The following is a 17,668-nucleotide window of genomic DNA, read 5'->3' on the forward strand; positions in this document are numbered from 1 at the left end:
TCCTCGCCCGCCCTTCCTCTCGACATCCGGATCGCGCCCCGGCGCGGTCCGTGACGGCCGCATCCGGCTTGGCGGCTTGGCCCAATATCCCGCAAGACATGGCCCCGGCTTGGCCCTATCCTCCGGTCAATGCCGGCGACAAGGCTCGGAATCATCCGATCGGGGGAGACTATCGGAATGCTTGATCTGCGCGTCCATCACGTCTCGATCGTCGTCACCGACCTCGAGCGCTCCGTTGCCTTCTATCAAAGGGCGTTCGGGCTGGAGCGCCTGGCTCGCCCGCCCTTCAAGACGGAAGGCGCGTGGCTCGTCTGCCACGGCATCCAGATCCACCTGATCCTGTATCCGCAAGGCACGTTCCGCGCGGCGGCCACGATCGACAACAACGACGCGCATTTCTCGTTTCACACCCGCGATTTCTACGGGGTACTGGACCATCTGGTCGCGGAAGGCTTTCGCGAGGACGCCGAGGAAGGCGACCCGCTGCGCCTCTTCGTCATTCGCGAGGGGTTGGCCGGGTTCCCGCAGCTCTATCTGATGGACCCGGACCGGAACATCGTGGAGATCAACGGTGCGCCGTAGCCCTGCCCTTCGGTCGTCCCACCTGGCTAGCGGTCACTCCACAGGCATCCGGCCATGACGGGCAATCATTTCGCCCTCTTCTTCTCGTTCGTGCATATCTGCCTGGCCTCGTCGGTGACGGTGCATGCGCTGCTGACCCGGCTCAATCCGCAGTCGACCATCGCGTGGATCGGCGTCGCCTGGCTGTCGCCCTATATCGGGCCGCTGCTTTACTTCCTGCTGGGCGTCAACCGCGTCCGCCGCAAGGCGATCAAGCTGTCCGATCCGGGTGCCGACGTCGATCCGCCGGAATCCCGCTTTGCGCTGAAATCGACCGATATCGCCCAGGGCGAGGACGAGCACCTCGAGCCGCTCGCCAAGTTCGGCCTGCGCATCACCGGCCGCACCCTGCTGTCCGGCAACGCGATCACCCCGCTGGTGGATGGCCACAAAGCCTATCCCGAGATGATCCGCGCCATCGACGCGGCGACCAGCAGCGTCGGCATTTCCGGCTACATCTTCCATGACGACCAGGGCGGTGCGCCGATCATCGACGCGCTGATCGCCGCGCATGGCCGCGGCGTCGCGGTGCGCGTGCTGCTGGACGGCATCGGCGGCGGCTATCTGAGCAACCCGGCCTATAACCGGCTTCTGGCGGCCGGCGTCCCCGTTGCCCGCTTCCTGCACGAAGTCGCGCCCTGGAAGATGTCGTTCATCAACCTTCGCAACCACAAGAAGGTGATGGTGACGGACGGCCGTCATGGCTTTACCGGCGGCATGAACATCAGCGCCGGCAATCTCTACCAGCAGATCGAGATCCCGGAAGGACACGCCGTCCAGGACGTTCATTTCCGCATCGAGGGTCCAGTGGTCTCGCACCTGCAGGAAACCTTCGTCGAGGACTGGGCCTTCACGACCGAAGAATTGCTGGCAGGCCCGGCCTGGTTCCCCGAGATTGGCGCCAGTGGCACGATCCCGGCGCGCGGCATCGCCAGCGGTCCGGACGAGGACAATGAAAAGCTGATGTGGACCATGGCGGCGGCCATCGCGCGCGCCGAGCGCCGCATCCGCATCGTGACGCCCTATTTCCTGCCGGATGACCGCATCAACTCCCAACTCGTGCTGGCGTCGCTGCGCGGCGTTTCGGTCGAGATCCTGCTGCCGGAAAAATCCGACCAGTTCTATATGGACTGGGCGATGGACGCCTCGCTGGCGCCGCTGATCCGCGCGGGCTGCCAGATCGCCCGCGCCGCACCGCCCTTCGACCATTCCAAGCTGATGACGGTCGACGGCGCCTGGGTGCTCTTCGGCAGCGCCAATTGGGACGCGCGCAGCCTGCGGCTCAATTTCGAGTTCAATGTCGAATCCTACGACACCGACTTCGCCGCCGAGATCGACCAGTTGATCGACACCAAGCAGGCGAAAGGGCGCACCATCACCGTCCAGGAACTGCGACAGCGCGAACTGCCGGTCCGGCTGCGCGACGCGGCGACCCGGCTGCTCACGCCCTATCTCTAGAGCCAGCCGCGCCGCTTGAAATAGAGGAACGGCACCAGCGCCGACACCACCATGATCCCGAGCGCCAGCGGATAGCCGAAGCCCCAGCCCAGTTCCGGCATGTCCTTGAAGTTCATGCCGTAAATGGTGCCGATCAGCGTCGGCGGCATCAGGATGGTGGAGGCTACCGTCAGCACGCTCACCACCTGGTTCTGCTGGTTGGCGACGAGACCTAACGTCGCATCGAGCAGGAAGGTAATCTTGTTGAGGACGAAATTGACGTGGTCCTCGAGCGACCGCACGTCGCGCAAAGCCAGCTTGAGCCGCGTGCCGTTGCCGTTTTTCAGCGCCTGATCCGGCAGCATGGCGGCGGCGTATTGCGCCAGCCGCTCCAGCGAGGAAAGGCTCTCGCGCGCCTTGGAGGCCAGGTCGCCCTGCATGCCGATCGCGCCGATCAGGATCGACAGGCGCTTGGAGCGGATCCGCTCGCTGGCCTTGCGGGTAAAGATCTCGCTGTTGATCCGGTCGACGGCCTGGGCGATGTGCTCCAGCACATCGGCCGTGCGGGCGATGAACGCCTCCAGCAGGCCATTGAAGATGCCGGTCGGCGTGCCGCAGCCGCCATCCGGCTTCGGCGCAACGGACAGAAACTGGCGGAATGCCTTGGTATCCTCATAGCGCAGCGTGACGATCTTCGACTTGCCGACGCCGAAGGTAAACGGGGTCAGCACCGGATGGCCGGCATCGAGGCCGGCGATAACGCTCGCCGTCATGAACACGACGCCGTTCTCGACATAGAAGCGGCTGGAGAATTCGATCTCCTGCGTCTCTTCCCGCGTCGGCACCAGCGCGCCGAGAAAGGCCTCCGCCGCATGCTCCTCTTCGGGAGTCGGCGCAAAAAGGTCGAGCCAAGCGGCAGGCGCCCCGGCTGCCGTCGCCTCGGGGGAAAGGGGCCCCAGTCCGGCATCGGAAATCGCGTAGGCAGTAAGCATGCAGGGCTCCAGTGCGTTAACCGAACGACAAGACTTGTACGCCTTGTCCCTTGCGCCGCCAGCAAACGTTTGTCATGACGGACCCAAGTCGTATGTCGATGGGATCGAACTCGCGCAAGACCCGTTGTAAGGCCGAGCCTCGGCCGTCCCCCCAGGTTCGCTAGATCCTCCATCGGGCGAACCACGTAATGCCGGCAAAGGCAACGATGCCGGTGCCTAACACGAAAGGAACAATTCATTATGTCGAAGTTTGTTTCCCTTAAGCTGATTGCAACCGCTGCTGCCCTGACCCTGGCCGGCCTCGGCGCCGCCAAGGCTGCCGATATCTCGACCGCTCCGGTCTACGAAGACGGCCGCAATGGCGTCCGCATCGGCACGCTGGGCTGCGACATCAATTCGGGCCTCGGCTATATCATTGGTTCGGCTAAGGAAGTTGCCTGCACCTTCCGTCCCAACCGTGGCGCTCCGGAACAGTATGTCGGCAACATCAAGAAGCTCGGCGTCGACCTCGGCTGGACCAGCCAGGGCAAGCTGATCTGGGCCGTGTTCGCACCGACCGCCGGCTATCACCGCGGTTCGCTGGGCGGCCTCTATCTCGGCGCGACGGCGGAAGCCACCGTTGTCGGCGGCGTCGGCGCCAACGTCCTGTTTGGCGGCACGCGCGGCTCGATCGCCCTGCAGCCGATCAGCGTGACCGGCCAGGTCGGCCTCAACGTCGCCGCTGGCGGCGCCGCGCTGCTGCTCGACCCGGTCAACTAAGACAGGCCGAAGCGGTCGCGATCCCGAAGAGTTGAAACTCGCGGGATCGACGATCCGGCCCTTCGGGGCCGTCGAAACAATCGGCATCCGCAAGGATGGAAAGGTCCGCGCCACGGCGCGGGCCTTTTTTCGTTTTCGGGCCCTCCGTGCCGAATGCCTTGCCACATCCGGTATTCCCTGAGACGATCCCGAGGCGGGCCGGGATACTGGCGCCGGTCCACGCGTCCAAGACATGAGAATGCCACAAGAACATTTCATGAACGGAGGAAGCGATGACGGACAGGAACGGAGGTGGAGTCGGCAGAAGCGCCGGCCCCAAGGCGATCGCGCTGATCGGACCGTTCGGCAGCGGCAAGACCACGCTGATGGAAGCCATCCTGGCTCGAACCGGCGCCATCCATCGGCAGGGCCTGGTGGGCGACGGCACGGCGGTCGGCGATGCCGGCTCGGAAGCCCGGGCCCATGCCATGAGCGTCGAGCTCAACGTCGCCGAAACCAGCTTCATGGGCGAGCGCATCAGCCTGCTCGATTGCCCCGGCTCCGTCGAATTCGCGCATGAAGCGGAGGCAGTGCTTGCCGCGGTCGACTGCGCCATCGTCGTCGCCGAACCCGACGAGAAGAAGGTCGGCGCGCTGCAGCTGATCCTGCGGCGGCTCGAGGCGCTCGGCATTCCGCGCATCCTCTTCCTGAACAAGATCGACAAGAGCGAGAAGGGCGTTCGCGAGACGCTGGACCTGCTCCAGCCGGCCAGCGGCGTGCCGCTGCTGCTGCGCCATATCCCGATCCGCCAGCATGATGTCGTCACCGGCTTCGTCGACCTGGCGCTGGAGCGCGCCTTCATCTACCGCGAATATGCGCCAAGCGAACTGATCGACATGACCGACGAGGTTCGCGTCAACGAGGCGCGCGAACGCTATGCGATGTTGGAAAAGCTCGCCGACTATGACGATTCCCTGATGGAGGAGTTGCTCGAGGACGTCGAACCCTCCCGCGAGCATGTGTTGACCGACCTCGTCGCCGACATGCGCGCCGGGCTGGTCTGCCCCGTCTTGATCGGCTCCGCCCTGCACGGCCATGGCGTGGGCCGCCTGCTGAAGGCGATCCGGCACGAAGCGCCCGACGTCGCGGCGACAGCCAAGCGTCTCGGCCTCGACGATGGCCCGGAGACGGTCGTCCAGGTGCTCAAGACGGTGCACACTGGCCATGCCGGCAAGCTGTCCATCGCCCGCGTGATGCGGGGAACGATCCAGGACGGCGCCGAACTGGTCGGCCCGGACGGGCCGGTCGGCAGGGTTTCCGGGCTGCTGCGGGTCATCGGCCAGCAGGTCGCCAAGCGGGATCCCGCCGGCGCTGGCGAGGTGGTCGGGCTTGGCAAGCTCGATGGCGCCGCTACCGGCATGACGCTCGCCACCGGCAAGCAGCCGCCGGTCCAACTCGCGCCGCTCGCCACGCCCGAGCCGGTGATCGCGCTGGCGGTCAGCCCGGCCGAGCGCAAGGACGAGACGAAGCTCTCGGCCGCCCTGCAGCGCCTCTCGGAGGAGAGCCCTGCCCTGGTGGTTACGCAGGACGAAGAGACAAGCGAGATCCGCCTCGCCGGCCAGGGCGAGATGCATCTCAGGGTTGCGCTGGAGCGTCTCGCCGCGCGCTACGGCCTCAAGGTCGAGACGCGGCCACCCACGATCCCCTATCGTGAGACCATCCGCACCCAGGCGACCGTCCGAGGCCGCCACAAGAAGCAGTCCGGCGGGCACGGCCAGTTCGGCGATTGCGTGCTGGAGATCCGGCCGCAAAGGCGCGGCAACGGCTTCCTGTTCGAGGACGCCATCACCGGTGGCGTGGTGCCGCGAAACTACATTCCGGCCATCGAGGCGGGCGTGCAGGACGTCCTGAAACGCGGCCCGCTCGGCTTTCCGGTCGTCGACGTTGCCGTCAAGCTGACGGACGGCTCCTATCACAGCGTCGACTCGTCCGATCAGGCGTTCCGCACGGCGGCGCAGATCGGCATGCGCGAGGCGCTGGAGGCCTGCAGCCCCGTCCTCCTTGAGCCCGTTCTGCATGTTTCGGTCACCGTGCCGTCCGAAGCAAGTTCGCGGGTCAACATGATGGTGACGCAACGACGCGGCCAGCTGCTCGGCTTCGATGCCAAGGCCGGCTGGCCCGGCTGGGACGTGGTGGAGGCCGAAATCCCGGAATCGGAGATGCGTGGACTGATCGTCGAACTGCGCTCTGCGACCGCCGGCGTCGGCACCTATTCCAGCCGCTTCGACCATCTGGCCGAGCTGACCGGCCGCCTGGCGGACCAGGTTGCAGACAAGAAGGGAACCCGCGCCGCCTGAGTTGGGCGCCCCTACCGGACCGGAGAGCCGCGCCGCTCTCCGGTTTCCGTTGCGCCGCCGCCGCTTTTGCGCCGCATGGGTCCAATTTTCCGGACCATCTTCGCTCTTCCTCAACGAATTGCTGCGATTTGAGGATTGCAGAACCCACAACCAGGGCGCGAACCGTGCAGCGTTTTCTTTCCCCCGTGATCTCGTTCGCCTCGGGTGCCCTCGTCTATGGGATAGGGGCGGCAATCGGCCTGTGGCTGATGCTGGTCGCAAGCAACGAGGCGGCGTTCTGGCCCGCCAACGGCGTGACGGTAATCCTGGTCCTCGCGCTTGGTGTCCGGCAACTGCCGTGGGTAGCGATGGGCGGCCTGGCAGCCGGCGTTGTCATCCAGACTGTCCTGGGCACCGGGCCGATGGGCATCGCCATCGCGGCATCAGACATGGTCGAGGTGGCGGTGGTCGTCATCCTCGCGCGTCGGCTGAACCTGCTCGCATCGGGACTGGAAAGTGTCGCCAGCGTCGCCGCGCTTATCGCCATCCTGTCGCTGGCCACCCTGCTGAGCGCGATCGGCGCCGCAGCGACCCTGGTTTGGTTCGAGGGCGTCGTCTTTTCCGACAGCCTAGCCACGCTTTGGCGCCTCAACGCTGCCAGCGCGCTGATCATCCTCGCTCCCCATTTCGCCATGGGCAAAATGGGCTGGGTCGGAACATTCCGGAGCGCGCTGCGCTCCGGCAGCACGGTGCGAATTCTCGAATATCTCGCCATTGTCGCCATCATCGCCGCGTCGATCGTGGTCATGCGCCACGCCAACGTGTCGATGGTCAGCTTCTTCACCGTGCCGCTGCTCTGGTGCGCCATCCGCTTCGGCCCCCCGGCGACCGCGATCACCAGTTCGCTGCTGTCGCTCGGGATCGTCCAGCTGGTGATCATCGGCGAGTGGCCGAACACGGCGATCAGCCGATCCCTCGCGTGGCAGTTGCAGCGCACGGAACTGGCCCTGAGCTTCATCACCATCCCGCCGCTGTTCGTCGCCGCCGCCCTGGCGGGGCTCTACGCCATGACGCGCGCCCTGAAGGAGAGCCAGGAGCGCTTGCGCTATGCGCTGGCCGGCTCGGGCGAAGGCGTGTGGGACTGGTGCATCGGCGATAACAGCGCCTATTTCAGCGACGGCTGGTACGCGATCCTCGGTTATGAGCGCGACGAGCTGGAAGAGACGGCCGACACCTGGGACCAGTTGCGCCATCCCGACGATGCGCTGGAAAGCAAGCGGCGCATCCGCGATCACCTGGAAGGGCGGACGCCGCGCTACAGCATAGAGCAGCGCCTGCGCCACAAGGACGGCCGCTGGATCTGGGTGCTCGACCGGGGCAGCGTCGTCGAGCGCGACGCCAAAGGCCGCCCCTATCGCGCCGTCGGCACGATACAGGACATCACGCGCCGGCGCGCCCGCCAGGAGGAACTGGACCGTCGCGCCCATCACGACTCGCTCACCGGCCTGTCGAACCGGGCCGCCCTCGGCGAAAGTTTCCGGCGCTGGAACGAGCAGGCGCGCAGCTTCTGCTTCGTGCTGATCGATCTCGACCACTTCAAGCCGATCAACGACCGGTTCGGCCATCAATTCGGCGACCACGCCCTGCTCGCCATCGCCGACCGAATTCGCGCCTGCCTCGGCAAGAACGACATTGCCGCGCGCATTGGCGGCGACGAATTCGCGCTGCTGATCCAGGCCCCGCCCGCCGAGGTCGAGCAGACGGCCCGGCTGCTGATCGAACGCATCTGCGAACCAATCGGCTTCGCGGATTCCGTCGTCACCACCGGCGCCAGCATCGGCATCGCCGCGGTGGCGAATGGCGGACCGGATTTCGCAGACGCCTATCGGCTCGCCGATATCGCGCTCTATGACGCCAAGGCCAGCGGTGGCGGCGCCTACCGGGTCGCGGAGGCTTCGCCCGCCGGCGAAAACAAAACATTCGCGTGGGACAAGACTGTCTTAGACCTCATGGCGGCTGCCGGTGAACAGCCAGCCGACCAGCCCGCCCGCGATCGCGAAGACGCCACAGACGAGCGCCACGGCTGAAAAGCCCGAGATCGTGGCCTGCGCCCAAAGCGCCCGCACCGCCGCCGGATCGGTCCCCTCAACCGCGCCCATATTGCCGCCGAAGCCCGCCTCGCGCACCAACCGCGCCGCGTCGTCGGAAGCGCCCAGGAGTACGCCGTCGAAGCCATAGGTGACGGCGATGCCGAGGCTGGCCACGGCGATCAGGCCGGCGACCCGCGACACCGCATTGTTGATGCCGGAGGCCGCGCCGCGCCGCGCTTCCGGCGCCGCGTTCATCACCGCCGTCGAGAGCGGCGCGACGGTGATGCCCATGCCCAGCCCCATCAGCATCATGGTCGGCACCATCGCCGTCCAGAACGCCCCGTTGGCGACCGCCGGCGACAGCAGGAGGAAGCTGATGCCAGTCAGGATCGGCCCGACCGTGAGGCAGGGCCGCACGCCGATCCGGTCGGAAAGCCCGCCGCCGAAGCGCGACAGCAGCCCCATGACGATGACGAAGAGCAGGAAGACCGAACCGGCCAGAGCGGCGGGATAGTGATGCGCCTGGATCAGCGCCGTCGGCAGGAAGAACAACGCGCCGGCCAGCGCGAAATAGAGCAGCAGGGTCAGCACATTGACGCCCGAGAACATCCGGTTGGCGAACAGGCCGAGCGGCATCATCGGCGCGGGCGTGATCGCTTCCCAGATCACGAAGACGACGAGCACCGCCGCTCCGGCCAGGGACAATGCGACCGCCAGGTCGAAGCGGATGCCGGTTGAGGCGCCCAGATCCGTCAGCCCATAGGCGAGCACGCCGAGACCCACCACGGCGAAGGCGCCGCCGATCCAGTCCATCCGCACCGCGACCGTACGCGCATCGGCGGGAACCTTGGAACGGCACAGCAACCACGCCCCGATCGCGATCGGCACATTCATCAGGAACAGCGCCCGCCAGGAACCGAGATCGACCAGCGCGCCGCCGATGATGGGGCCGATCGCCGGCGCGATCGACGAGGCGGCTGCCCAGGTTCCGATCGCCCGCCCCCTTATGTCGGCCGGATAATGCGCGGAGATCAGCGCCAGCGAACCCGGCACCATGAGGGCCCCGCCGACGCCCTGGATGGTGCGGGCGATGATCAGGCTTTCGGGCGACCAGGCGAAGCCGCAGGCCGCCGAGGCGAGCCCGAACAGGGCGATGCCCAGCATGAAGACCCGGCGCAGGCCATAGGCATCGCCCGCGGCGCCGCCCAGCAGGGTGAAGGCGGCGAGCGTCAGCGTGTAGGCGTTGGAGGTCCACTGCGCCTCGCCGAAGCTGGCGCCGAGATTGGCGCGGATCGCCGGCAGGCCGACCGTGATGATCGAGCCGTCCATGAAGGCCATGCCGGAGGCCAGAATGGTGGCGGCAAGCACATAGCGCCGTCGGCTCGTCTCGCCTGACGGAGAAAATTCTACGCCCGCTTCGGTCACGCTCGTCTCCACCGCCATCGCTGCGCGGAATGTAGCCGAGAATCCTGTCTGGCGCGCCGGGGATGGCATGGGGCCGACAGGAATCTACACCCGCTCCCTTGCGGCATGCCGACAGCGCCCTAGGCTGAACCTTGGGGGCGCCCGCAACCCAAGATGATCGAGGTGCGCCATGCGGCTTTCGCCAGTGCTGATCGCAGGCCTGCTGATGATTACAGGCATGCCGTCCGCTCGTGCCCAGGAGATCCCCGTCGATCTCGAACTGATCCTGGCCGTCGACGTCTCCCGCTCCATGGATGCCGACGAGCAGGATCTGCAGCGCCAGGGCTACGTCAACGCGCTGCGCCATCCCGAGGTCCTCGCTGCGATCCAGTCGGGGCCGATGGGACGCATCGCGCTCGCCTATGTCGAGTGGTCCGGGATCAACTCCCAGACGATCATCGTGCCCTGGAGCCTGATCGACGGGGCGGAAAGCGCCGACGCCGTAGCATCCCGCATCGCGCCGGGCGAGGTGATCGGCCGCTATGGCACCTCGATCTCGGGCAGTCTCGCCTTCGCGGCCGCGCTGTTCGACGACAATGGCTATCGCGGCACCCGGCGCACCATCGACATCTCCGGCGACGGACCCAACAACATGGGACCGACCGTCCCCGGCATACGCGACCGGGTCGTGGCGCGCGGCATCACGATCAACGGGCTGGCCATCATGCTGAAGCCGCCGCATAGCGGGAGTTCGAGCGTGTTCGACATCGACAATCTCGACGCCTATTACCGGGATTGCGTGATGGGGGGAGAAGGCGCCTTCACCCTGGCGGTCTCCGACGTCGACCAGTTCGAGGTCGCGATCCGCCGCAAGCTGGTGACGGAAATCGCCGCGCGCCCGCTGCCAATCCTGCCCGTGGCGGATCGGATCGCCGGGCCGGAAACCGACTGCCTGACGGGCGAAGGCGGCGGCCGCACGGCGCCACGCTGACGGACAAGGTTGCGCGAAGGGCCCGGCTTCGCCAAGGTGCCGTGCATATCCCTTTCACGGCCAGGTGACCGATCCCGTGCGCATTCTGCTCTGCCTCTGCCTGCTTTTCCTCGCCGCGCTGCCGGCAACCGCCCAGACCGCCGACAAGGCCCGCATCGAGAGGCAGTTCCAGGCCTGGCTGGCGAGCACGGTGCGCGAAGACGCGGCCAAGCGCGGCATCTCGCGCCAGACGCTGGACACGGCGCTGAGCGGCCTGACGCTGGACTGGAGCTTGCCCGACCTCGCTCCGCCCGGCGTCCCGCGCAAGAAGGAAGAACCGCAGCGCCAGGCCGAGTTCTCCGGCCCCGCCCGCTATTTCAGCGAAGCGAAGGTGGCCGGCCTTGCCAATGGCGGACGCACGCTGATGGCGAAATGGTCCAAGACCCTGGCCAAGATCGAGAAGACCTATGGCGTGCCGGCGCCAATCGTCGTGGCGATCTGGGGCCGCGAGTCCGGCTATGGCGCCGCCAAAATGCCCTACTCCGCCGTCCGGGCTCTGGCGACCGAGGCGTTCATGGGCGCGCGCAAGAAGAGCTTTTATCCCGAATTCCTCGCGGCGCTGCAGATCGTCGACGGCGACCATATCGGGCTGAACGAGATGCGCAGTTCCTGGGCCGGCGCGCTCGGCCAGCCGCAGTTCCTGCCATCCAAATATCTGACGCTCGCCGTCGATTTTGACGGCGACGGCAAACGCGACATCTGGAATTCCGTGCCCGACAGCCTCGCCTCCATCGCCAACTACCTGCGCCAGAGCGGCTGGCAGCCCGGGGTCGGCTGGGGCGTCGAGGTCGAGGTTCCCGAAAACGTCTCCTGCAGCCTGGAAGGCCCGGAACAGGGCAAGCCGCTCGCGGCCTGGCAGGCGATGGGCGTGCGCCCCGTTGGCGGCGGCAAGCTCGCCGGCCGAACGCCGGACCGCATCGGCCATCTGCTGATGCCGGCCGGCCGGCATGGCCCCGCCTTCATCGTCTCGGGCAATTTCTACGTGCTGAAGAGCTACAACGAGTCCGATCTCTACGCCCTGTTCATCGGCCATCTCGGCGATCGGCTGCGCGGCGCCGGCGCGATCGCCAATCCCTGGGGCGATGTCGGCGGCTTCACCCGCTCCGACGTCCGCGCCATGCAGGAAAGGCTCGAAAAGCGCGGCGTCGATGTCGGCACGGCGGATGGTCTCGTCGGCTTTAAGACGCGCATCGCCATCGGCGCGTGGGAAGAAGCGAACGGCCGCCGCGCCACCTGCTTCCCCGATGCCGGCATGCTGCGCTCGATCCGCTGAGCCGGCTTCCGCCCTGGCCATCTGATGCAAAAACAGCGCGCCGCTGCGGAAGCGTATCGGCTGCCCTTACGAATCGGGCGGAAACGCGCTACGTTAACCATGTCATCAACAATCGAAAGGAGGTGGTCTAGTGTCTCATTGTCGTTCACCGCGTATGTCGGTTCCAATGGTCCGGATCTCTCTCTTTGCAGAGGTTTGCGCCGCGTGACCGGCTTTCCTCCGGCCTCGCGCCGGGTCGCGGTCTGACAATGGAAGGGTCGTCCGGAAGGGCGGCCCTTCTTCCTTTTCGAGTATCGAATGTCTGCTCCTACCGAGAATTCCCCCCAAGCCTCCCGCCCGATCGAGATCTATGTCGATGCCGACGCCTGCCCGGTGAAGGCGGAGATCTACAAGGTCGCCGAGCGGCACCGCCTCAAGGTGCATGTGGTCGCCAACACGCCGATCAGCATCCCGCGCGAGCCCTGGATCGAGCGCGTCGTCGTGCCGAGCGGCCTGAACATCGCCGATGACTGGATCGCCGAGCGCGTCGGCCGGGGTGATATCGTCATTACGGCCGATATCCCGCTGGCAGACCGCTGCATCAAGGCCGGCGCCGACGTCATCGGCTCCAATGGCAGGCCATTCACCGAGGCTTCGATCGGCAATGTGCTGGCAACGCGCAACCTGATGGAAGACCTGCGCTCGGCCGGCGCCGTCACCGGCGGCCCCAGGCCGTTCTCGCCGCGCGACCGGTCGGCATTCCTGTCCGCGCTCGATCTCGCCATCGTCCGGCTGAAGCGGGCAGGCTTCGGCTAGAACGCGCATCCATCCCTGCAAACAACGCTGGCAGCCCAAAACACCGCCCAAAGTGTGACCAAGATAACACTTGGGCGCACCCTCAACTGCTAGGTAACCATCGCTCGACTAGTGTCGTCTTGCGCGTGCTCGCGAAGCCCGCATAGTGAACGGCCGTTCCGACTAGACAAAGGCTTATTATGAAGATCTCGAAGCTCCGCCTGTCGGCCCTGGTTCTTTCCGTCGCGCTTGCGGCCGGTTTGGGACGGGCTGAAGCTGCAACCTGCGGCAAGGATCCCGCGCAGTTCGGCGCGTGGTTGCAGGATTTCAAGGCCGAGGCCGTTTCGTCGGGCATCTCGCGCAGCGTCGTCGACCAGGCGCTCGCCGGCGTTACCTACGATCCGCGCGTCATCAAGCTCGATCGTAACCAGAAGCATTTCGCCCAGCCCTTCGAGGTGTATGCCAAGCGCGTCGTCTCGCCGGGCCGCGTCGCCAAGGGCAAGCAGCTGATGCAGCGCTACGCCAGCACGCTCGCGGCGATCGAGAAGACCTATGGCGTCCCCGGCCCGATCCTGATCGCGATCTGGGGCATGGAGACCGATTTCGGCGCCGGCAGCGGCAACATGTCGACCTTCCGCTCGCTCGCGACGCTGGCCTTCGATTGCCGCCGCACCGATTTCTTCCAGGACCAGCTGATGGCCGCGCTGAAGATCGTCCAGCGTGGCGACCTGTCGCCGGCGCAGATGAAAGGCGCCTGGGCGGGTGAACTCGGCCAGACCCAGTTCCTGCCGACCTCCTACATCCGCTTCGCCGTCGATTTCGACCGCAACGGCCATGCCGACCTGCGCAACAGCCCGATCGACGTGCTCGCCTCCACCGCCAATTACCTCAAGGGTTACGGCTGGCAGCGCGGCGGCAGCTGGGAAGAAGGCTCGCACAACTTCGCCGTGCTGCGGGAGTGGAACAAGGCCGGCGTCTATGCCAAGAGCGCCGCTCTGTTCGCCGACAAGCTGGTCGGCAAGCGCTAGGCGCAATCAGCCTCTTGCGATCGCCGCGGTTTCGACCGACAAACCGCGGCGATGTCCAACACACCCTCCCCCAAGCCACGCTCCGTGGCGATCATCGGCGCCGGCCCTGCCGGCCTGATCGCCGCCGAGACGCTCGCCAAGGCCGGTCTCGCCGTCACGGTGCATGACCGCATGCCCTCCATCGGCCGCAAACTGCTGATGGCCGGGCGTGGCGGCCTCAACCTGACCCATAGCGAACCGCTGGAGAACTTCCTCCCCCGCTATGGCGCCGCGTCGAGCCGGCTTGCGCCCCTGGTCGAGGCGTTTCCCCCGGCCGAGCTCCGCGCCTGGGCCGAAGCGCTTGGCGAAGCGACCTTCGTCGGCTCCAGCGGCCGCGTCTTCCCGACCTCGATGAAAGCCTCGCCGCTGCTGCGCGCCTGGCTGCGCCGGCTCGACGAACTCGGCGTCCGTTTCCGTCTCCGCGACGAATGGCTGGGCTTCGACGCCGACCGCCAGCCGATCTTCCGCCATGCGGACGGCTCGACCGAAACGGCCATGGCCGATGCGACGCTGCTGGCCGTCGGCGGCGCCAGCTGGCCGCGCCTGGGCTCGAACGGCGCCTTTGCCGACAGGCTCTGGGAAAAGGGCGTCGACGTCACGCCGCTCCGGCCGGCCAATGTCGGCTTCCGGACAGGCTGGTCCGACCTGTTCAAGACCCGCTTCGCCGGCACACCGTTGAAGGCGCTTGCGATCGGCTTCCAGGACATCACGCTGCGCGGCGAAGCGATGGTGACGGCGCATGGCCTTGAGGGCGGCCTCATCTACGCGCTGTCGGCGCCCTTGCGCGACGCAATCGCTCGCGACGGCCACGCGACGATCCATCTCGACCTCGCGCCGGGCCGCAGCGCGGCCGAGCTTTCGGCGCGGATCGCGGCGCAGAAGCCGGGCCAGTCGCTGTCCAACCTGCTGCGCAAGGCGGCGCATCTCCCGCCCGTCGCCATCAACCTGATGCGCGAAGGAAATGGCCCGGCCTTGCCGCGCGACGCAGACGCGCTGGCCGGCCTGATCAAGGCGGTCCCGATCCGGCTCACCGGCACGGAAGGGCTCGAGCGCGCGATCTCCACCGCGGGCGGCGTTGCCTGGAGTGGCATTGATGACGGCATGATGCTGAAGGCTTTGCCCGGCGTGTTCGTCGCGGGCGAGATGATCGACTGGGAGGCGCCGACCGGCGGCTATCTGCTGCAGGCGAGCTTCGCCACGGGCATCGCCGCCGCCAAGGGCATTCTGGCACGCCTGGAAGCAATGCCGGCCTGAGGCTCAGCCTTCGTCGCGCAAAAGCCCGCGCAACTCCGCGACGCCGGCGGCGATGCGCGCATTCGTCTCCGCCTCCATGGCACGATAGCGATCGAGCACGAGCCGGCCGATTGGCGTCAGCCGCGCGCTGCCGCCGCCGCCCGTGCCGCCCTTCTCGGTCTCGACCAGCGGATCCCGGAACGCGGTGTTCATCTCGCGAACGAGGTTCCAGACGCGCTTCGGGCTCATCGCGAGCCGCGCCCCGGCGCCGGAGAGCGAGCCGGTCTCCGCAATCGCCTCCAGCAGATCCGCCTTGCCCGGCCCGAGCGCGAAGCCAGGCTTGAGCACGAGGCGAAAACGCAGGCCTTCGGTCTGGTTGGGAAGTCTCATGCGGTTTCAGGATTCCATGGGAACGGGACGCGCATTCTGGCGCATGCCCGGCCCGACCGTCGAGGGAGTTCCACAGCTATCAGCTTGATCAAGGCACCCTGTCTTCTTCACCTCTCCCTGAGGGAGAGGTCGACGCACGTAGTGCGGCGGGTGAGGGTTTACGGCCTCACCCGGATAGGTCCCTGAACCCTCACCCGGAGCTCCGCTCCGACCGTTCCCTGAGGGAGAGTTGAAGAAGACGCCGCTTATAGAACTCCGGGCGCCGGCACGAGACGGCGCCCGGAGGTTCTGCTCAGTCCGACTGGCGGAAGCTGCGGATTCGGTCGAAGGCCACCGCGATCACGATGAAGCTGCCGACGAAGGCGCCTTGCCAGAAGGTCGAGATGCCCAGCAGGATCAGGCTGTTGCGGATGACCTCGATCAGCGCCGCGCCGACCACCGCGCCAAACGCGGTGCCGACGCCGCCGGCGAGATTGGCGCCGCCGATCACGGTCGCCGCGATCACGGTCAGTTCCATGCCGGTGCCGAGATTGGTCGTCACGCTGCCGAGCCAGCCGGTCATCAGTACGCCGGCAATGCCCGCCGTCAGCGCCGAGATGACGTAGACGCCGACCTTGATGCGCTTCACAGGTACGCCGGTCAGCACCGCCGCCTGCTCATTGCCGCCAATGGCGAAGATGTGCCGCCCCCAACCGGTCCAGCGGAACACGAAGCCGGCGATCAGCGCCATCACGGCCAGCACGATCAGCGGATTGGCGATCCCCAGCGTGGTACCGCCGCCGAGCTGCAGCAGCAGGGCTTGGTCGGGGCCGAACTGGTAGACCATCTTGTTGTTGGACAGCACCAGCGCCATGCTTCGCGCCACCGAAAGCATGCCGAGCGTCACCACGAAGGGCGGCATCCCGACATAGGCGATCAGCACGCCATTGACGATGCCGACGAGGATGGCGGCGACCAGCGCCAGCGCGATGCCGACCGCCAGCGGATAGCCGGCGCTCATCACCAGGCCAGTGACGATCGCCGAGAGGCAGAGCGTCGAGCCGACCGAAAGGTCGATGCCGCCGGAAATGATCACCACGGTCATGCCGATCGCGACGATGCCGACAAAGGCAAAGTTGCGCGTCACGTTGAACAGATTGTTCTTGGTCGCGAAGGTGTCGGTCATGAAGGTCAGCGCGATGCAAGCCAGCACCGCCGCCAGGAATACCCAGAAGGTCTGCCGCGACAGCAGCCAGCTCAGCGTGCTGTGCGTCTGGTGGTTGATGGTGTCGTCGAGCGAAACAGCCATTTGTAACGTCCTCCCTCTTCCTTTCGCTCGATGTCAGGCGCGCTCGAGCGCGCCGGTGATCAAGGCCGTCACTTCTTCCGGGGAACTGTCGGCGATCCGCTTGTCCGCCACCTTCGTGCCGCGCCGCAGCACCACGATCTTGTCGCAGACGGAGAACACGTCCGGCATGCGGTGGCTGATCAGGATCACGGAGATGCCCTGGTCGCGCAGGCGGCGGATCAGGTTCAGCACCTCGGCCACCTGTCGCACGCTGATCGCCGCCGTCGGCTCGTCCATCAGCACGATCTTCGAATCGGAGAGCCGGGTGCGGGCGATCGCCACCGCCTGGCGCTGCCCGCCCGACATCTGCTTGACGAGATCGCGCGGCCGCGTCTCCGACTTCAGCTCCTTGAACAGCGCCGCCGCGCGCTTGTACATCGTCGCGTAATCGAGGATGCGGATCGGCCCGAAACCGCGCTTCAGCTCGCGGCCGAGAAAGACATTGGCCGCCGCCGTCAGATTGTTGCAGAGCGCAAGATCCTGATAGACGACCTCGATGCCGTTCTCGCGCGCCTCGACCGGCTTGTGGAAATGGACCTCTCGGTCCAGCACCCGCATGGTGCCGTGCGACGGCGGAAAATTGCCGGCGATGATCTTCACCAGCGTCGACTTGCCGGCGCCATTGTCGCCCATCAGCCCGACGACTTCGCCGGGTTCGATGGTCAGCGAAACGTCGTTCAGGGCCTGAATCGCCCCGAAATGCTTCGAAATGCCCTTGAGTTCCAGGACAGTCATCCCGGCGCTCCTCCCTGCCACGCAGGCCGTTGGCCGGCCCGTCGTTTCCCTGGTGTCCGGTGCGGCGACGCCGCCCGGGTCTCTTTTTACCCTTATTGGCGCGCCAGAGCGCCGTCAACTTTAACATCAGACAAATAGCGCGACGATGCCGCTGAGGCACCCCAGTTTTATTGCCCCGCTATAAACCGCTATACCTCGGTTCGGCAGCATAGCTAGTATAC

At 66.5% G+C, this 17,668-nt stretch carries 15 protein-coding genes; 10 read left to right on the forward strand and 5 right to left on the reverse strand.

Annotated elements, in window-relative coordinates:
- Positions 1-177: 177 nt before the first annotated feature.
- Both ACHMWQ_RS20595 and ACHMWQ_RS20600 read left to right on the forward strand, forming a co-directional pair.
- Positions 178-582: a VOC family protein gene (locus ACHMWQ_RS20595; protein ID WP_396308896.1), complete on the forward strand. Its 405-nt coding sequence runs from the start codon at positions 178-180 to the stop codon at positions 580-582.
- 54 nt (positions 583-636) lie between these two features.
- Entirely contained in the window at positions 637-2,079 is a 1,443-nt protein-coding gene (locus ACHMWQ_RS20600) for a phospholipase D-like domain-containing protein (protein WP_396308897.1), read from the forward strand.
- Here ACHMWQ_RS20600 and ACHMWQ_RS20605 read toward each other — a convergent pair.
- Complete coding sequence (locus tag ACHMWQ_RS20605) at positions 2,076-3,050, reverse strand: magnesium transporter CorA family protein (protein ID WP_396308898.1); 975 nt, start codon at positions 3,048-3,050, stop codon at positions 2,076-2,078. The two genes, ACHMWQ_RS20600 and ACHMWQ_RS20605, sit on opposite strands and share 4 nt — an antisense overlap.
- A 240-nt stretch (positions 3,051-3,290) precedes the next feature.
- Between ACHMWQ_RS20605 and ACHMWQ_RS20610 the strand changes: the two genes are divergently transcribed.
- The 3 genes from ACHMWQ_RS20610 (at position 3,291) to ACHMWQ_RS20620 (ending at position 8,211) form a co-directional block, all read left to right on the forward strand.
- A complete protein-coding gene (locus tag ACHMWQ_RS20610) occupies positions 3,291-3,809 on the forward strand; it encodes a DUF992 domain-containing protein (protein WP_396308899.1) in 519 nt (172 codons plus the stop codon).
- A 272-nt stretch (positions 3,810-4,081) separates the two neighbouring features.
- Positions 4,082-6,145, forward strand: a complete 2,064-nt coding sequence (locus ACHMWQ_RS20615; protein WP_396308900.1) for an elongation factor G — start codon at positions 4,082-4,084, stop codon at positions 6,143-6,145.
- Positions 6,146-6,309: 164 nt separating this feature from the next.
- Positions 6,310-8,211: a diguanylate cyclase domain-containing protein gene (locus ACHMWQ_RS20620; RefSeq protein ID WP_396308901.1), complete on the forward strand. Its 1,902-nt coding sequence runs from the start codon at positions 6,310-6,312 to the stop codon at positions 8,209-8,211.
- Here ACHMWQ_RS20620 and ACHMWQ_RS20625 read toward each other — a convergent pair.
- The gene (locus ACHMWQ_RS20625) at positions 8,125-9,639 is read right to left on the reverse strand and encodes a DHA2 family efflux MFS transporter permease subunit (RefSeq protein ID WP_396308902.1); all 1,515 of its coding nucleotides are present in this window, start codon (positions 9,637-9,639) and stop codon (positions 8,125-8,127) included. The genes ACHMWQ_RS20620 and ACHMWQ_RS20625 overlap by 87 nt on opposite strands.
- Positions 9,640-9,808: 169 nt before the next feature.
- On the opposite strand from ACHMWQ_RS20625, the gene ACHMWQ_RS20630 reads away from it, so the two are divergent.
- From ACHMWQ_RS20630 to ACHMWQ_RS20650, 5 genes are all read left to right on the forward strand, one after another.
- Positions 9,809-10,609: a DUF1194 domain-containing protein gene (locus tag ACHMWQ_RS20630; protein WP_396308903.1), complete on the forward strand. Its 801-nt coding sequence runs from the start codon at positions 9,809-9,811 to the stop codon at positions 10,607-10,609.
- Between the two features lie 76 nt (positions 10,610-10,685).
- Positions 10,686-11,921, forward strand: a complete 1,236-nt coding sequence (locus ACHMWQ_RS20635; RefSeq protein WP_396308904.1) for a lytic murein transglycosylase — start codon at positions 10,686-10,688, stop codon at positions 11,919-11,921.
- A 297-nt stretch (positions 11,922-12,218) separates the two neighbouring features.
- A complete protein-coding gene (locus ACHMWQ_RS20640) occupies positions 12,219-12,716 on the forward strand; it encodes a YaiI/YqxD family protein (RefSeq protein ID WP_396308905.1) in 498 nt (165 codons plus the stop codon).
- A 179-nt stretch (positions 12,717-12,895) separates the two neighbouring features.
- Positions 12,896-13,723 (forward strand): lytic murein transglycosylase, encoded by an 828-nt coding sequence (locus ACHMWQ_RS20645; RefSeq protein ID WP_354550603.1) that lies wholly within the window; start codon positions 12,896-12,898, stop codon positions 13,721-13,723.
- A gap of 51 nt (positions 13,724-13,774) precedes the next feature.
- Positions 13,775-15,016 carry an NAD(P)/FAD-dependent oxidoreductase gene (locus ACHMWQ_RS20650; protein ID WP_396308906.1) on the forward strand — a complete coding sequence of 414 codons (1,242 nt, stop codon included), beginning with the start codon at positions 13,775-13,777 and terminating at the stop codon, positions 15,014-15,016.
- Between the two features lie 3 nt (positions 15,017-15,019).
- Here ACHMWQ_RS20650 and ACHMWQ_RS20655 read toward each other — a convergent pair whose 3' ends face one another.
- The 3 genes from ACHMWQ_RS20655 to ACHMWQ_RS20665 form a co-directional block, all read right to left on the reverse strand.
- The gene (locus ACHMWQ_RS20655) at positions 15,020-15,385 is read right to left on the reverse strand and encodes a winged helix-turn-helix domain-containing protein (RefSeq protein ID WP_396308907.1); all 366 of its coding nucleotides are present in this window, start codon (positions 15,383-15,385) and stop codon (positions 15,020-15,022) included.
- A gap of 292 nt (positions 15,386-15,677) precedes the next feature.
- Complete coding sequence (locus tag ACHMWQ_RS20660; RefSeq protein WP_266329701.1) at positions 15,678-16,673, reverse strand: ABC transporter permease; 996 nt, start codon at positions 16,671-16,673, stop codon at positions 15,678-15,680.
- Positions 16,674-16,706: 33 nt separating this feature from the next.
- A complete protein-coding gene (locus ACHMWQ_RS20665) occupies positions 16,707-17,447 on the reverse strand; it encodes an ATP-binding cassette domain-containing protein (protein WP_396308908.1) in 741 nt (246 codons plus the stop codon).
- Positions 17,448-17,668: the final 221 nt, after the last annotated feature.

Source organism: Kaistia sp. UC242_56 (assembly GCF_044452255.1).
GTDB classification, from domain to species: domain Bacteria; phylum Pseudomonadota; class Alphaproteobacteria; order Rhizobiales; family Kaistiaceae; genus Kaistia; species Kaistia defluvii_A.

Excerpts from the sequence above, each read along its gene's own strand:
- ACHMWQ_RS20650 (WP_396308906.1), top strand. The coding sequence starts at position 13,775 with ATGTCCAACACACCCTCCCCCAAGCCACGCTCCGTGGCGATCATCGGC.
- ACHMWQ_RS20615 (WP_396308900.1), top strand. The coding sequence starts at position 4,082 with ATGACGGACAGGAACGGAGGTGGAGTCGGCAGAAGCGCCGGCCCCAAG.
- ACHMWQ_RS20660 (WP_266329701.1), bottom strand. The coding sequence starts at position 16,673 with ATGGCTGTTTCGCTCGACGACACCATCAACCACCAGACGCACAGCACG.
- ACHMWQ_RS20595 (WP_396308896.1), top strand. The coding sequence starts at position 178 with ATGCTTGATCTGCGCGTCCATCACGTCTCGATCGTCGTCACCGACCTC.
- ACHMWQ_RS20610 (WP_396308899.1), top strand. The coding sequence starts at position 3,291 with ATGTCGAAGTTTGTTTCCCTTAAGCTGATTGCAACCGCTGCTGCCCTG.
- ACHMWQ_RS20645 (WP_354550603.1), top strand. The coding sequence starts at position 12,896 with ATGAAGATCTCGAAGCTCCGCCTGTCGGCCCTGGTTCTTTCCGTCGCG.
- ACHMWQ_RS20665 (WP_396308908.1), bottom strand. The coding sequence starts at position 17,447 with ATGACTGTCCTGGAACTCAAGGGCATTTCGAAGCATTTCGGGGCGATT.
- ACHMWQ_RS20655 (WP_396308907.1), bottom strand. The coding sequence starts at position 15,385 with ATGAGACTTCCCAACCAGACCGAAGGCCTGCGTTTTCGCCTCGTGCTC.
- ACHMWQ_RS20600 (WP_396308897.1), top strand. The coding sequence starts at position 637 with ATGACGGGCAATCATTTCGCCCTCTTCTTCTCGTTCGTGCATATCTGC.
- ACHMWQ_RS20630 (WP_396308903.1), top strand. The coding sequence starts at position 9,809 with ATGCGGCTTTCGCCAGTGCTGATCGCAGGCCTGCTGATGATTACAGGC.
- ACHMWQ_RS20640 (WP_396308905.1), top strand. The coding sequence starts at position 12,219 with ATGTCTGCTCCTACCGAGAATTCCCCCCAAGCCTCCCGCCCGATCGAG.
- ACHMWQ_RS20605 (WP_396308898.1), bottom strand. The coding sequence starts at position 3,050 with ATGCTTACTGCCTACGCGATTTCCGATGCCGGACTGGGGCCCCTTTCC.